This is a genomic window from Mycobacterium florentinum (genome assembly GCF_010730355.1).
Lineage (GTDB): Bacteria > Actinomycetota > Actinomycetes > Mycobacteriales > Mycobacteriaceae > Mycobacterium > Mycobacterium florentinum.
Window position 1 is genome coordinate 4,106,582 of record NZ_AP022576.1, and the last position, 13,278, is coordinate 4,119,859.

Sequence of the window (13,278 nt, forward strand, 5' to 3'; positions counted from 1 at the left end):
CTACAGCCGCCCAGTCGCTTTCATCGCCAGGTACCGGTCGGCCAGGGCGGGCGCCAGGTCGTCGGGTGGCGCGTCGACCACTTCGACCCCGCTATGACGCAGCCGCGTCGCGATCGCGCGGCGGTCGTTGCGGGACCGTTCGGCGGCGGCCGCGTCGTAGACGGCCGCCGCATCCGAACGCCCGGCGGCCATCTGGTCTACCCGCGGGTCGGAGACCGCGGCGACGATCAGATGGTGCTTGGACGACAGCTGCGGCAACACCGGCAGCAGGCCCTCGTCCAGGGCGGTGGCGTTGAGGTCGGTCAGCAGCACCACCAGGGATCGCCGCCGGATGCGCCGCTTGATGGCGGCAACCATTGCGCGCCAATCGGATTCGACAAGCGTCGGTTGCAGCGGGGCCATCGCCTCCACCAGCTGGGCGAGCAGCTCGGTGCGCGACGCGCCGAACACGCCGGCCCGGCTCACCCGGTCGTGGGCGAGGAAGTCGACATGATCGCCGGCCCGCGACGCGAGCGCGGCCAGCAGCAGTGCGGCGTCCATCGACCAGTCCAGCCGGGGCCAGCCCGCGGGGTCGGCCGCGGTCGGGTCGACTCCGACACGCCCCGCCGCCATGCGCCCGGTGTCGAGCACGATCACCACCCGACGATCGCGTTCGGGCCGCCAGGTGCGGACCATGACGTCGGCCCGACGCGCCGAAGCGCGCCAGTCGATGGAGCGTACGTCGTCGCCGACGACATACTCGCGCAGCGAGTCGAATTCGGTTCCCTGTCCACGGATCAGCGTCGGCAGCAGGCCGTCGATCTCGCGCAGTTTGGCCAGCCGCGACGGCAGGTGCTTGCGCGACAGGAAGGGTGGCAGCACCCGGACCTGACCGGGCACCGGCTGCGAACCCTGCCGCCCCGCCAGGCCCAGCGGCCCGATCGATCGGGCGGTGACCACCGCCGCGCGCTGGTCGCCGCGGCGGACCGGTCGCAGGTGCGTCTGGACGTGGTGATGTTGCCCGGCGCCGATTTTGACCGCGTGTATGCGCGGTTCGGCGCGCGCGCTCGGTGGCCAGGCATCGCGGATGTGGCCGCGGAAGCGGCGGGGGCCGTCGTTGTGGATCTCCAGATTCACGTCCACCGGTTGGCCAAGACGCGCCGAGCTGTCCGGCGAACGGACATAGCGCAGTTTGCGGGTGCTGGCCGCCAGCGCGATGTCGGCGACAACCACCGCCGCCAGCGCCGCCAGAAGCACCTCGAAAACCTTTGCCGGCCAAGGAGAGAGCGCGATCGGCACGATGCAGATCAGCGCCACCAGGCCGGTGCGCCCGGTCAGAATCACTAGCGCGGCACCGGAACCGACGCCAAGATGCCGTCGAGCACGCCGTCGGGCGTCGCGCCCTCGAGTTCGGCTTCGGGGCGAAGCATCACCCGGTGCCGCAGCGTGGGGCGGGCCATCGCCTTCACGTCGTCGGGAGTGACGTAGTTGCGCCCGGACAGCCACGCCCACGAGCGCGCGGTGCCCAGCAGCGCCGTGGCGCCGCGCGGTGACACGCCGAGTTGCAGGGCGGGCGACGAGCGGGTCGCTCCGACGATGTCGACGATGTAGCCCAGCACCTCGTCGGCGATCAGAACCTGTTGCACCGCTTCGCGACCGGCCGCCAGCTCGGCGGGCCCGGCGACCGGTTTGATCGCGGACAGGTCGCGGGGGTCGAAGCCGTGGGTGTGCCGGCCGAGGATGGCGATTTCGGAATCACGAGATGGCAGCGTCACATTCAGTTTGAGCAGGAAGCGGTCGAGTTGGGCTTCCGGCAACTGGTAGGTGCCCTCGTATTCGATGGGGTTCTGGGTGGCGGCGACGATGAATGGGTCTGGCAGCGGCCGGGATTCGCCGTCCACGCTGACCTGACGCTCCTCCATGGCCTCGAGCAGGGCGGCCTGTGTTTTGGGTGGAGTGCGGTTGATCTCGTCTGCCAGTAGGAGATTGGTGAATACCGGGCCAGGCCGGAACGCGAACGCTGCGGTGCGGGCGTCGTATACCAGTGATCCGGTGACGTCGCCGGGCATCAGGTCGGGGGTGAACTGCACGCGCTTGAACTCCAGTTGCAATGCCGCGGACAATGCCCGGACCAGCAGTGTCTTCGCCACTCCCGGAACACCTTCCAGCAGTACGTGCCCGCGACACAGCAGCGCGATCACCAGCCCGCTGATCACGCCTTCCTGTCCGACGACGGCCTTGGCGAGTTCGCCGCGTAACGCAAGCAGTGCGTCTCGGGCGGAGACCGCGAGCGGGGATCCGGTGGTGGCGGCTTGCGGGGTGGAAGGGGACTGTGTCACGAGTTGGTGACCTGCCTTTCGATTTCGTCGAGCGCACGGGCGAGTTGGAGCAAGTCGTTGTCGGTGCCCGGCGGTGGGCCGAACAGGTGGTAGGAAACAAATCCCGCGTCAATCCCGGTGCGTTGGGCGACGGTCATCACCACCGCCTGCGCCTGGGCGCCGGTGCCCAGGCCGAGCCGGGGTAGCAGCCGCTGCAGCGTCGCGGTGCGCAGGGCTGCCGCGGCGCGATCGCGCGCCCGGCGGGAGCGATACAACCGGCCGCGGCCCTCCACGGTCTCCGAGGCGCGCACCACGACGGGTAGGTCCTCGGCCACCAGCGGGCCGGGGCGGCGACCCTTCCACAGCGCAACCAGCAACACGACCACCCACAGTTGCCAGACGATCCAGTTCACGTTGTCCGGAATCAGGTCGAAAATTGATGTGGCAGACGTAGTTTCACCTTCGATGTGGTGTGGTGCGTACCAGATCAGGCGGGGGCGGTCGCCCGCGAGATTCATCGCCAGCGCGGCGTTGCCCGCCTGCGCCAGGGCTTGATTGGTCATGAAGTCGCTGCTGCCGACCGCCGTGATGGTTCGCCCGCCATCGCGGAAGCGGATCAGCACCCCGTCGTAACAGCGAGTGATCACCCGGGTGTCGTTGACGTCGAAGGTGTCGCTGGGACCGAATCGAACCGACCCGGCCCGAGTGGCCTCGCGCAGCGTGCAATTCGGCTCGCTGTCGAAGGCGCTGGCACCCGAGATGCGCACGCCGGGCAGCAGTGCCTCGCGGGTTCGCGCGGTCGGCTCGACCAGGAGCAAATCGCCGGGCGCCTTGGCCAGCCGCTCCAGCATGTCCTCGGACAGATACTGGCTCTGCGCCACCAGGATCAGCGTGTCGGGGCGTGCCGCCTGTTCGACGTCGGCCAGCTTATCGGCGACGACAACGTCGACACCGCCGTCGCGCAGCAGCGTCACCAACGCGTGGGCGCCGTCGGGTCCGGTGGACTCCGCGTCCATGCGGGCACCCGGTCGCGGCGCCGTCAGGTAGGCACCTATCCAGGCGACCAGCGCGAGCGCGATCAACGTGAGCGCGATTCCGCGCCACGATCGCCATCGGCCGGTGGTTGCGGCCGCGGGGGCCGGCGCCGTCGTGGCCATCACCGCACCTGTGCCCATGATTCGACCGGCGTGTAATGCCCGGCCGCGGGTGCGGTGGCCGGTGCCCGCATTCGCAAGTGGTCGTCGAGGTCGGCGATCATCTGGTAGGCGGACTGGGTCCCGGGCACCTCGCCGTACGTGACATCATTGAATGCCGTTGCCGCCTGGGATAATTCGTCCGTGAGATGCGGCAACACCTCGCCGGCGTCTCGCGCCAGCTCGTTGGCGGTGCGCCCCGGCGCCGGGTTCAGCACCCCGGTCTCTTCGAGCTGGCGGGCAATGGCGCGCAACCGATGGCGAATTGCCGCGGTCCAATTTCCTTCCGCCGCGTAGCGTTCCGCGGTCTCACGATGTTGAGCCGCGGTGAGCAGTGCGGTTTCGAACAACTGGTAGTCGCCGCGGCGCCTGGTGCGCATGGTGCGCCGAGCGATCTGGATGGCAACCACGACTGCGATGGCCAGCAGGGTGAGCAGCACCGCGGTGGTCAACCAGCCACCCGGTAGCGAGGAGGTCTTCTGCAGCAGCCGGTACAGCAGCTCGTTGATCCAATCGACGAGCTGCTGCATGGCCGACGCCTTGGTGTAGATCGGCTTGCTGAGCTCGTCGGCCGCGGCCTGATGTGCGGCATCGCGGTCGATGTCGATGGAAGGCACGCTCAGCCCGCCAACGGCCGGGTCAGCCACAGGTTGTCGGTCGACGCGGCGGCGTACGGTCCGCTTGCCGCACCCGATTGCAGGACCAGATCGAATGCCTCGGCGCGGATCCGGCGGTCGGTGTAGAGCAGCACGATGACACCGGCGTTGAACGGCGCGGTCAGGATCTGGCCGATCGCCGATCCGATGGACGTGATCACGGTGCCCAGCAGCAGGATTCCGGTGGACGGCATTCCGGCCAGCATCACCTGGCCGACGATGCTGAACGGTGCGCTGATCGCGCCGGATACCACCCCCGCCACGATGAAGGTCAGCACCCGGATGCCGAGCACTCGCCAGAAGCCATTGCGAAGCAGCGCAAAGGATCTGGTGATCGCATCGAAGACCGGCAACCGCTCCAGCACGATCAGCACGGGTGCGAACAGCACGACCATGTACAGGTACACCATCAACGCGATCAGGGCGAAGAAGAGCGGGATACCAATCAGCACCGCCGCGGCCCCGTTGCCGATCGCCGCAATCAGCGCGATGACCACCGCGGCGAGCCCGAACAGCACGGCCACCACGGCGGCTTCCAGCAGTGCCAGGCCGAGCAACGGGAGTAGCCGCCCCCGGATCTTGGCCCACGTTTCGCCGATCGTGATCGGCGAGCCGAAAACCGCTCGCCCGACGATAACGGTGAGCATTCCGGACAGCAGCATGCTGCCCAGCCAGGTGACCAGCGCGCCGACCCCGATCGAGCCGAACCACGCGCCGACCACGCCCCAGTTCATTGCTCCCGGTCGATCGCTGTTGAGACCGCCTAACGCGGCGATCGGTCCCACGGTGGCGACCAACGAAATGATCTGCATGACCACAACGACGATTGCCGTCAACCCCAGCGTGGCCTTCGGGTTGGCCCGGATGTAGCCGACCGCGCCGTTGAAGATGTCGCTGAGGCTCAACGGCCGCAGGGGGATGATTCCGGGCTTGATCGCGCCCGGGGCCAGCTGGGGCGAGCCGTACTGCGGTCCGTAACCGGGTGGCGGGCCATAACCAGGTGGCGGCCCGTAACCGGGCGGGGGGCCATAGCCGGGCGGGGGGCCGTAGCCGGGGGGTGGGCCGTAGCCAGGGGGTGGGCCATAGCCGGGCGGGGGCCGTAACCCGGTGGGGGTCCGTAGCCGGGCTGCGCCCCGTAGCCAGGTGGTGGACCGGCGTAGGCGGGCGGCATGCCATACGCCGGCGGAAAGCCGTCGGGTGTCGATCCTCCCGGTGGGGGGTCAACCGGATAGCCAGGCGGTAGCGCGCTCACCGGGTCCAGCAGCCGTCGTCGTTCTTCATGGGCTCCATCCTGTCGACGGTCGGGGCTTTTCTCAATCTTGCCCAGTCTCGCGTTGCGCCCCCGCTGGCCTGCACAGTCTCCGCGGCCGCCGGGCGCGTAGCGTCTCTGAGCATGGCGGAACTCAAAGCCCGGCTCCGGGCGGACCTCACCGGGGCAATGAAGACCCAGGATAAGTTGCGGACCGCGACCCTGCGCATGTTGCTGGCCGCTATCCAGACCGAGGAGGTTTCCGGCAAGGCGGCCAGGGAACTATCCGACGACGAAATCCTCAAGGTATTCGCCCGCGAATCACGCAAGCGCGGTGAGGCCGCCGAGATTTACACCCAAAACGGCCGCGGCGAGCTCGCCGCCAACGAGCACGCCGAGGCGCGGATCATCGACGAGTACCTGCCCACGCCGCTCAACGAGGCCGAGTTAGCCGACGTCGTCGACACCGCCATCGCCCAGGTTGCTGAGGCGATCGGCGAGCGCCCCAGCATGAAGCAGATGGGACAGGTCATGAAGGCGGCGACCGCGATCGCGGCCGGAAAGGCCGACGGCTCGCGGCTGTCGGCGGCGGTGAAGGATCGGCTGTAGCAGGTGGCGCCGTCCGTTTGTTCCGGGCCGGCCGGGGTACCCGCGTGACCATGACCAGGTTCGGCTACACCCTGATGACCGAGCAGAGCGGGCCCAAAGAACTTGTACGATACGCAGTTTCAGCCGAGGAGTGCGGGTTCGACTTCGAAGTCTGCAGCGACCATTTCTCCCCTTGGCTGACATCGCAGGGCCATGCGCCCAACGCCTGGGCGGTGCTGGGCGCGGTGGCGCACGCGACCGAGCGGGTGGGCCTGTACACCTATGTCACCTGCCCGACGATGCGCTACCACCCGGCGATCGTCGCCCAGCAGGCCGCCACCGTGCAGATTCTGGCCGACGGGCGATTCACGCTCGGGCTGGGTAGCGGTGAGAACCTCAACGAACATGTCGTCGGCAAGGGCTGGCCGACCATCGAGCAGCGCCACGACATGCTGCGCGAGGCCATCAAAATCATCCGCGAGCTGTTCGGCGGCCGGCTGGTCGACTGGCGTGGCGAGTACTTCCAGGTCAATTCGGCCCGCCTATGGGATGTGCCCGACGTCCCGGTCGGTCTCGGCGTGGCGATGAGCGGCGCCAAGAGCGTGGAGAAACTCAGCAAGCTCGCCGACCACCTGATCGCGGTCGAGCCCGACAAAGACCTGGTGGACGCCTGGCATGCGGCGCGTCAGGCCGCCAACGGCACCGAAGGCGGGCGGGTGATCGGGCAGGTGCCGGTGTGCTGGGACCCCGACCGCGACGCCGCGATCGAACGCGCGCACGACCAGTTCCGCTGGTGCTTCGGTGGGTGGGCGGTCAATGCCGACCTGCCGACGCCCGCCGGATTCGCCGGCGCCACCCGGTTCGTGCGCCCCGAGGACGTCGCCCGCGGCATCCCCTGCGGGCCCGACCTCGACGCCATCGTGGACGCCGTGCGGCCGTACTGGGAAGCCGGCTTCACCGATATCGCGCTGATCCAGATCGGCGGTCAAACACAAGATCTGTTCCTCAACGAAGCGGCAGAACCGTTGCTAGCGGCGCTGCGGGCGGCATCGCCCTAGCGCCCAGGGGCAACATCAGTCAAGGAGGGCATCATGTCAAATGAGCTGCAAGGCAAGACAATCGCCATTCTGGCAGCCGACGGTGCGGAAAAGGTAGAACTGGAGCGGCCGGGTGCGGCGATGAAACAAGCCGGCGCCCTGGTCGAAGTCCTGCGGTGTCGGATGCCTCGGTGGAGGAGTTCGACGGGCTGGTACTGCCGGGCGGCACGGTGAACCCCGACAAGCTGCGGATGGACGCGACCGCCGTCTCGTTCGTCCGCGACTTCGTGGAATCCGGAAAGCCGGTCGCGGCAATCTGTCACGGACCGTTGACGCTGGTCGAGGCCGGGATGGTGGCCGGGCGGACGCTCACTTCCTATCCGAGCATTCGCACCGACCTGCGCAATGCGGGCGCCCACGTCGTCGATGAGGAGGTCGTTGTCGACGGCAACTTGATCACCAGTCGCTCTCCACGAGACCTGCCGGCATTTTGCGCGACGCTTATAAAGCAATTCGCCCACGCCCCAACGGGCTAGGTCCTCGGCACCCGGAGGCGGCGTTTCAATGCATTGTTTGTGGGCATTAACTCAAAATGCCGTGATCGGCACGGTGATCACCCGAAAGGCCCACTGTTGACCAGCACGTACCCCGTCACCGCCGATGTTTCGGCCGTACCCGCGGTGTATCGGCCACAAGACGACTCGCGATTGCTTGTTCGCGCAATGCACGACAGCGGACTGATCCCCGGACGTCGAGTCCTGGATCTGTGCACCGGAAGTGGGTTCGTCGCGATAGCAGCTGCTGAAATGGGTTGTGCGAGCGTGACAGCGTTCGATATCTGCCCGCACGCAGTGCGCTGCACGCTGGGCAACGCGACCGTAGCGGGCGTGCAGATCGATGTCCGGCAAGGCTCGTGGATTGCCGCGCTGCGGAGTGCGCCGTTCGAGGTGGTGGTGGCCAACCCGCCTTACGTGCCGACTCCGCCGGAGGGCGAAAACAGCTTGCTTTCGGCAGGCTTGGGTCCATGGTGGGCTTGGAACGCTGGTCCCGACGGGCGCCTGGTGCTGGAACCGCTCTGCGCGTCGGCCGCAAACCTGCTGTGCGGCGGCGGATCTCTGCTGCTCGTTCAGTCGGGGCTGGCCGGAGTCCAGCAATCGCTGGACTCTTTGCGGTCGACCAGTCTGGAAGCTGAAGTGGTTGCTTCCGAAAGGATTCCATTCGGTCCCGTGCTCTCGGAACGGGCGGGCTGGCTGGAGCAAATCGGCCTGGTGCGGCGCGGCTGCCGGGAGGAGGAGCTGGTGGTGATCCGGGCGGACAAGCCATGACCGGGACGCGGGTGCGCGTGGTGCCAAAAGGCCCGATTTTGGTGCCGGGCCCGGTGCGCATCGAAGTCGACGACGGCGTTGTTGTGGAATCCGATCGGTTCATGGTGGCCATCTGCACCTGCGGGCGGAGCAGGGAATACCCGTTATGCGACACCAGCCACCGGCGCTGTCGGCACGTCGAAGGCGTTGGCCCAGAGCCTAATTGAGCGGTTGCCGCAACGACGATTCACCCTGCTTCCATGACGTCATCATCTTGTCCGCCAGGCGATCCTCGACCACCGTCAACGCGCGCATCCCGAAAATGACGTCGCTGTCCAGCGCAGGCTCGTGTGCGACGAGGTCGCCCACCACATCGAGGCGTACCACCTGTTCGTGCACGGCGTCGGCCTCGACATGTTCGCGGTAGAACGCGACGCACGCAGTCGGTGCGCCCATCCGTTCCAGGGCTTCGGCAATTCGTCGGGAGCCGGGCGACGACGTGATCTCCGTCGCGGCGAAATGCCCGATCGCCGCACCACGCAGCCGGCGATGCAAACCGAACAGCGACATCAAGTTCACCACGGCGAGCGCTTGGGCGGGGACGGCGTCGAGGTAGGCCAGATAGGTCTCGTCCAGATCGGCCGCCACCAATAGATCCGCGAAGAGTTGTTGATGGGCCCGATGACGCTGCCCGGCGCCGTACTCGTCGAATTCGATGGCCACGAATGCCGCCTTGGCGCCGCCCGTCAGCCGGGGAATCGCCCAGGCATGCGGGTCGCCCTCTTTCAGGTGATACATCGATCGATGCACGAAGTATTCGCGCATCTGCTCCCAGGTCCCGGTGTTGCGCAGGTGGTAGGACGGGCCGGTACCGTCCACGGGTTCGACGGAAATCGCTTCCATCTCCGCTGCCGAGGTGCGGTCGGGCTCGATGGGACCGACGTCGCGGCGCACACGGGCGAGAAAGGCACGCTCGAGTTCGGCGCGCAGGTGCAGCAGGTCGGGGTCCCACTCCCAGGACGGGTCGACGCCCGCAAAACCCTGGTAGTGCAGCTCATAACACATACACAAGGCCAGTTGCAGATCGAGGCCGTAGGGATCCGAATCGCGCACGGATGCGCCGATCCGCGCCAGGTGATGATCCACGGACGGAGGCCCCGCCAAAGCGCACGACACGGCCGTCGACAACGGTCCGTGTGCCGCCGGTAAGGCGGGTTCAACGCTGATCGACGCTCGGGACACGTCGCTGGAGATACCACGAACGGAGTCGCCGCAAACGGTGTACTCGATCACGGCTAGCGGCCGCCGGACCAGTGATCGTCGCTTGGGGGTGCCGCCGGTAGCCGGAAGGTGATGTTGACGATGGTTCCGGTTGGGCTGCTGTCGATCTCCATCGTGTTGCTGATAGCCCTCATCAGGATGAGGCCGCGGCCGCTGTTGCCCCGGTTGATCGCCGGGGGTTTCCAGGAGCCGCGGTCGGTGATGCGCGCGCGAACTTCGCCGTCGACGGTCTCGACCTCGAGCTGCGTTGTCCCGAGGCTGTGCCCGCGGTACGCGTGTTCGACGCAGTTGGTGCATCCTTCGTTGACGACCAGCACGATGTCGTCGACGAGTTCGTCCGGGACGTCAGCGGCTCTGAGCCAGTCGGCCAACCGATGCCGGATGCTGGCCAATTCGTCTGCGATGGCATGCGTTTCGATCCGCAGCGGTGCCTGCTGATGCCGGTAGATCACCATCGCCACGTCGTCGTCGTATCCCGTCGCCGGAGACAGTTCACGAAGCACCGCGTCCGCGACGTCGTCCAGCGGCAGGGTCCGGGTATTCACCAAAACCTCTGCGGCGCGGGTTATTCCGTCGTCGAGCGACTCGTGCTTGCGTTCCACCAGCCCGTCGGTGAACACCATCAGCGTCGAGCCGGACGGCAGCCGTCGTGAGATTTGCGGGCGAGGTTCGTCGCGCAAGACCGCCAGTGGCACCGAGCGGGCGTCGGTCAGCACCGTGATGCCATCGGGTCCGGCGAGCACCGCGGGCATGTGACCGGCGTTGCTGTACTCCAACACACCGGATTCGGTATCCAGAATCGCGAGAAAAACGGTGGTGCAGTAGGCATTCGGAATTAGCGACGCCGCCAGGTCGAGCTGCTCGAGCACCGCTGCCGGACCCGCGCCGTTGATCAACAGCGCGCGCGCCGAGCTGCGCAACTGGCCCATGATGGCCGCGGCCGGCAGACCCCGGCCCACGCAGTCGCCGACGACGATGCCGATGCGGTGATCCCCGATCGACAGCACGTCGTACCAGTCGCCGCCGATCTCCAACGGCGGGACGGCCGGCTCGTAGCGCATCGCGAACCCTTGCGGCGGCTCCACGGGCGGCAGCATCGCGCGCTGCAGCGTCAACGACGTCTCGCGGGCACTTTCGAATTGGCGCACGTGCTGCATGGCCAGACTGAGGTGACCGATCAGCACCGTGACCAGCAGCCGATCCTCCGCGCTGACCCAGCGCGGTGCGCCGAGCTCCAGCCACAAGGCGAGGTCTCCGGTGCCCGAGAGCACCGCGACCAATCCCTGTGCCTTGCCGGGTTTGTTCGGCCGCTCAATGGTTTTGGCCGTCAGCGGCAGCTGCTGGCGGGCGTCCTGAAAGGTGTCGCGCAACCAGGGATCCAGCCCGCGCCAGGTCGTCTCGGTCGGCTCGCCCGCCACCTGAAGGGTCGGCTCGCCGTCGCCGCCGGGCCAGGTCACGGCGATCACCCGCTGCACGCCGATCGCCGTCCGGCATTCGTCGAGGGTGATCGCCAGCAGCTCGGCGACACTTTTGGCTACCGCCACGGCGGTGGCCAGGCGCAGCACAGCGCTCTCCCGCGCGGCGAATGCCCGTTCCGCAGTGACGTCGCGAATCGTCCCGACGAAGGCCGCTTGGCCGGTATCGGTGTCTTTGACGGCGTTGATGCTCACCATCACCCACGCCAGATGCCCGTCTCGATGCCGGATCGGTGTCTCGTACTCGGTGCCGCCCTCGCTACGGACCCGGGATTGGTTTTCCCGCGCGGCCTTCTTGTCGACCAGCCACGGGTGCGGCCATCGGTAGGGCAAGCCCTCGGCCGGGTAGCCGAGAATGTCGATGAAGGCCTTGTTCATCTCGATGATCGAGCCCTCGTGATCGGCGACGAAGAAGCCTTCCTGCAACGAATTCACCAGGGCCGTACGGAATTTGTCGCGGTCGGCGAGTCCGTCGGCGCGGGCACGTTGCTCGGCGTAGCGCTTGGTGCCGTCGAGAAATCCGCGTGTCGCGACATCGAGCGGGGCAAGCGTTTGCAGCAGGAATTCCAGCGCGATCGGTGCGTCGATTCGGATGTCTCTGGACAGTTCGAGGATCAGCCGGACGTGGTTCTCGACGATGTCGAGCATGCTGATTTGTTCTTGCAGTGCCCGGCGTCCGAGCTCGTGGGCGACGTCGAGGATGTGATCGTCGCGCCCGTCCAGATAGGTTCGCAGCGCGGCCGCGTACTCGGCGTGGAATTCGTCGGCGTTGGTCATGTCAGGGCCCCCCGGTGACGTGCGGCGAGCACCATGGCGTCGTCGGTTTCTTTCGCGTGTTTAGCCAGAATGTGGTCGGCGATCGCCACGGCCGAAGCGGCGAAGTCGATATGTTCCAGGTGATCCTCGGTGATGCCGTCGCTGGACAGCACGATCATGTCGCCGACCCGCAGTGAAACCACCTGAGCGGGCCTGATTTCCGGGATGCGATAGCCGACGATGCCGGCGGCAAGGCGCGCGCTGGACCGGATGTGCACACCCGTCACATCCTTGGAGACGAGGTGGGCGCTGACATTTCCCACCCCGGTCCAGGTGAGCGTTTTGGCCGCGTAATCCACTCTCGCCAAGGTCATCGCGACTCCTCGCGTCCCACTCAACACACGATGACAGAGCTGGATCAAGACTTCGAGCCGCTCGCCGGAGGCCCGCTGGACCGCGTCGACGGCGCGCATCGCGGCGCTCGCGGCGGCGGGACCGTGACCGAGGCCGTCGATCACTCCGAACAAAGCGGCATCGTCGTCGACGGCGACGGCGATCTTTCGATCGCCACTGGTGTTCTCGCCGGGTAGCGGGCGCCCCGCGTTCGCCCACTCGATCGGTCCTAGTCGTCCGCTTTCACGCACGGCCGGGAACCCATTTCCACATTTCGATGACCGTTCCCTTGCCGAGTGCGGACTCCACGATCAGCCGGTCCATCAAACGGCGTGCCCCGGGCAGGCCCATGCCCAGCCCGCGACCGGTCGAGTACCCGTCCTCCATCGCCCGCTCGATATCGGCGATGCCCGGACCGTCGTCCTCGGCGCGCACCACCAGCGCCTGGCGGGCCTCGCGCTCTTCCACCATGACCCGTACCGCGCCGCGTCCCGCGTAGCTGGTGATGTTTCGTGCGATCTCGGAGATCGCCGTGGAGATCATCGTGACGTCGGTCAGCGAGAACCCCAGGTCTAGTGCGAGCTGATGGCCGGCCTTGCGGGCTTCGACGATGTCGTCGGGATTGTTGATGGCGACGACGATGTCACACGCCACCGTCGCGCCCGATCGTTGATTTGCCCAGCCCCCGTGATCGATTCAGCAGCGCGATGCCTTCTTCGAGGTCCAGGGCGGTGTTCATGTCGTCGAAGGTCAGTCCCAGTTGGACCATCGCGAACGCGACCTCGGGGGACAGGCCCACGATCACGGTGTCGGCGCCGCGCAGCCTGGTCATGTGCGCGATCGTGCGCAGTGAGCGTGCGGCAAAGGAATCCATCACGTCGATCGCGGTGACGTCGACGATGATGCCCTGCGCTCTGAACCGGCTGACCCGCTCCATCAGGTCGTACCGCAGTCGTTCGGTGTCGGAGTCGGACAGGGCGGCCTGGACCGTGGCTATGAGGATCGAGCCCTGCTTCAGGATTGGTACTGGCATACGGTGCCCGTGTCAG

General features: G+C 67.2%; 13 protein-coding genes and 2 pseudogenes. 5 read left to right on the forward strand and 10 right to left on the reverse strand.

Going from position 1 to position 13,278, the window contains the following annotated elements:
• The 5 genes and pseudogenes from G6N55_RS19380 to G6N55_RS19400 form a co-directional block, all read right to left on the reverse strand.
• A complete protein-coding gene (locus G6N55_RS19380) occupies positions 1 to 1,323 on the reverse strand; it encodes a DUF58 domain-containing protein (protein WP_085224999.1) in 1,323 nt (440 codons plus the stop codon).
• Positions 1,323 to 2,318 carry an AAA family ATPase gene (locus G6N55_RS19385; RefSeq protein WP_085225001.1) on the reverse strand — a complete coding sequence of 332 codons (996 nt, stop codon included), beginning with the start codon at positions 2,316 to 2,318 and terminating at the stop codon, positions 1,323 to 1,325. Before G6N55_RS19385 ends, G6N55_RS19380 begins: the two co-directional genes overlap by 1 nt.
• Positions 2,315 to 3,454 carry a DUF4350 domain-containing protein gene (locus G6N55_RS19390; protein WP_085225035.1) on the reverse strand — a complete coding sequence of 380 codons (1,140 nt, stop codon included), beginning with the start codon at positions 3,452 to 3,454 and terminating at the stop codon, positions 2,315 to 2,317. The genes G6N55_RS19385 and G6N55_RS19390 overlap by 4 nt, the downstream gene beginning before the upstream one ends.
• Positions 3,454 to 4,107 (reverse strand): DUF4129 domain-containing protein, encoded by a 654-nt coding sequence (locus tag G6N55_RS19395; protein ID WP_085225033.1) that lies wholly within the window; start codon positions 4,105 to 4,107, stop codon positions 3,454 to 3,456. The genes G6N55_RS19390 and G6N55_RS19395 overlap by 1 nt, the downstream gene beginning before the upstream one ends.
• Positions 4,108 to 4,109: 2 nt before the next feature.
• A pseudogene (locus G6N55_RS19400) lies at positions 4,110 to 5,398 on the reverse strand (DUF7847 domain-containing protein).
• A gap of 141 nt (positions 5,399 to 5,539) precedes the next feature.
• Here G6N55_RS19400 and G6N55_RS19405 point away from each other — a divergent pair.
• From G6N55_RS19405 to G6N55_RS19425, 5 genes and pseudogenes are all read left to right on the forward strand, one after another.
• Positions 5,540 to 6,004: a GatB/YqeY domain-containing protein gene (locus tag G6N55_RS19405; RefSeq protein ID WP_085223097.1), complete on the forward strand. Its 465-nt coding sequence runs from the start codon at positions 5,540 to 5,542 to the stop codon at positions 6,002 to 6,004.
• A gap of 50 nt (positions 6,005 to 6,054) precedes the next feature.
• Positions 6,055 to 7,041, forward strand: a complete 987-nt coding sequence (locus G6N55_RS19410) for an LLM class F420-dependent oxidoreductase (RefSeq protein ID WP_085223217.1) — start codon at positions 6,055 to 6,057, stop codon at positions 7,039 to 7,041.
• Between the two features lie 33 nt (positions 7,042 to 7,074).
• A pseudogene (locus G6N55_RS19415) lies at positions 7,075 to 7,556 on the forward strand (type 1 glutamine amidotransferase domain-containing protein).
• Between the two features lie 96 nt (positions 7,557 to 7,652).
• Complete coding sequence (locus tag G6N55_RS19420) at positions 7,653 to 8,345, forward strand: HemK2/MTQ2 family protein methyltransferase (protein WP_085223099.1); 693 nt, start codon at positions 7,653 to 7,655, stop codon at positions 8,343 to 8,345.
• Positions 8,342 to 8,551: a CDGSH iron-sulfur domain-containing protein gene (locus G6N55_RS19425; protein ID WP_085223101.1), complete on the forward strand. Its 210-nt coding sequence runs from the start codon at positions 8,342 to 8,344 to the stop codon at positions 8,549 to 8,551. The genes G6N55_RS19420 and G6N55_RS19425 overlap by 4 nt, the downstream gene beginning before the upstream one ends.
• Here G6N55_RS19425 and G6N55_RS19430 read toward each other — a convergent pair.
• Genes G6N55_RS19430 through G6N55_RS19450 form a run of 5 tightly spaced genes read right to left on the reverse strand, consistent with a single transcriptional unit; the run spans position 8,544 to position 13,262 of the window.
• Positions 8,544 to 9,566 (reverse strand): iron-containing redox enzyme family protein, encoded by a 1,023-nt coding sequence (locus G6N55_RS19430; protein WP_085223219.1) that lies wholly within the window; start codon positions 9,564 to 9,566, stop codon positions 8,544 to 8,546. The genes G6N55_RS19425 and G6N55_RS19430 overlap by 8 nt on opposite strands.
• 53 nt (positions 9,567 to 9,619) lie before the next feature.
• Positions 9,620 to 11,857, reverse strand: coding sequence for a SpoIIE family protein phosphatase (locus G6N55_RS19435; RefSeq protein WP_085223103.1), 2,238 nt, complete (start codon positions 11,855 to 11,857; stop codon positions 9,620 to 9,622).
• Positions 11,854 to 12,480: a SpoIIE family protein phosphatase gene (locus G6N55_RS19440; protein WP_085223105.1), complete on the reverse strand. Its 627-nt coding sequence runs from the start codon at positions 12,478 to 12,480 to the stop codon at positions 11,854 to 11,856. Before G6N55_RS19440 ends, G6N55_RS19435 begins: the two co-directional genes overlap by 4 nt.
• Positions 12,473 to 12,883 carry an anti-sigma regulatory factor gene (locus tag G6N55_RS19445; protein ID WP_085223107.1) on the reverse strand — a complete coding sequence of 137 codons (411 nt, stop codon included), beginning with the start codon at positions 12,881 to 12,883 and terminating at the stop codon, positions 12,473 to 12,475. The genes G6N55_RS19440 and G6N55_RS19445 overlap by 8 nt, the downstream gene beginning before the upstream one ends.
• Positions 12,873 to 13,262, reverse strand: coding sequence for an STAS domain-containing protein (locus G6N55_RS19450; RefSeq protein ID WP_085223109.1), 390 nt, complete (start codon positions 13,260 to 13,262; stop codon positions 12,873 to 12,875). Before G6N55_RS19450 ends, G6N55_RS19445 begins: the two co-directional genes overlap by 11 nt.
• Positions 13,263 to 13,278: the final 16 nt, after the last annotated feature.

Coding starts and splice junctions, on each gene's coding strand:
- G6N55_RS19390 (WP_085225035.1), bottom strand. CDS start 3,454: ATGGCCACGACGGCGCCGGCCCCCGCGGCCGCAACCACCGGCCGATGG.
- G6N55_RS19405 (WP_085223097.1), top strand. CDS start 5,540: ATGGCGGAACTCAAAGCCCGGCTCCGGGCGGACCTCACCGGGGCAATG.
- G6N55_RS19410 (WP_085223217.1), top strand. CDS start 6,055: ATGACCAGGTTCGGCTACACCCTGATGACCGAGCAGAGCGGGCCCAAA.
- G6N55_RS19425 (WP_085223101.1), top strand. CDS start 8,342: ATGACCGGGACGCGGGTGCGCGTGGTGCCAAAAGGCCCGATTTTGGTG.
- G6N55_RS19435 (WP_085223103.1), bottom strand. CDS start 11,857: ATGACCAACGCCGACGAATTCCACGCCGAGTACGCGGCCGCGCTGCGA.
- G6N55_RS19450 (WP_085223109.1), bottom strand. CDS start 13,262: ATGCCAGTACCAATCCTGAAGCAGGGCTCGATCCTCATAGCCACGGTC.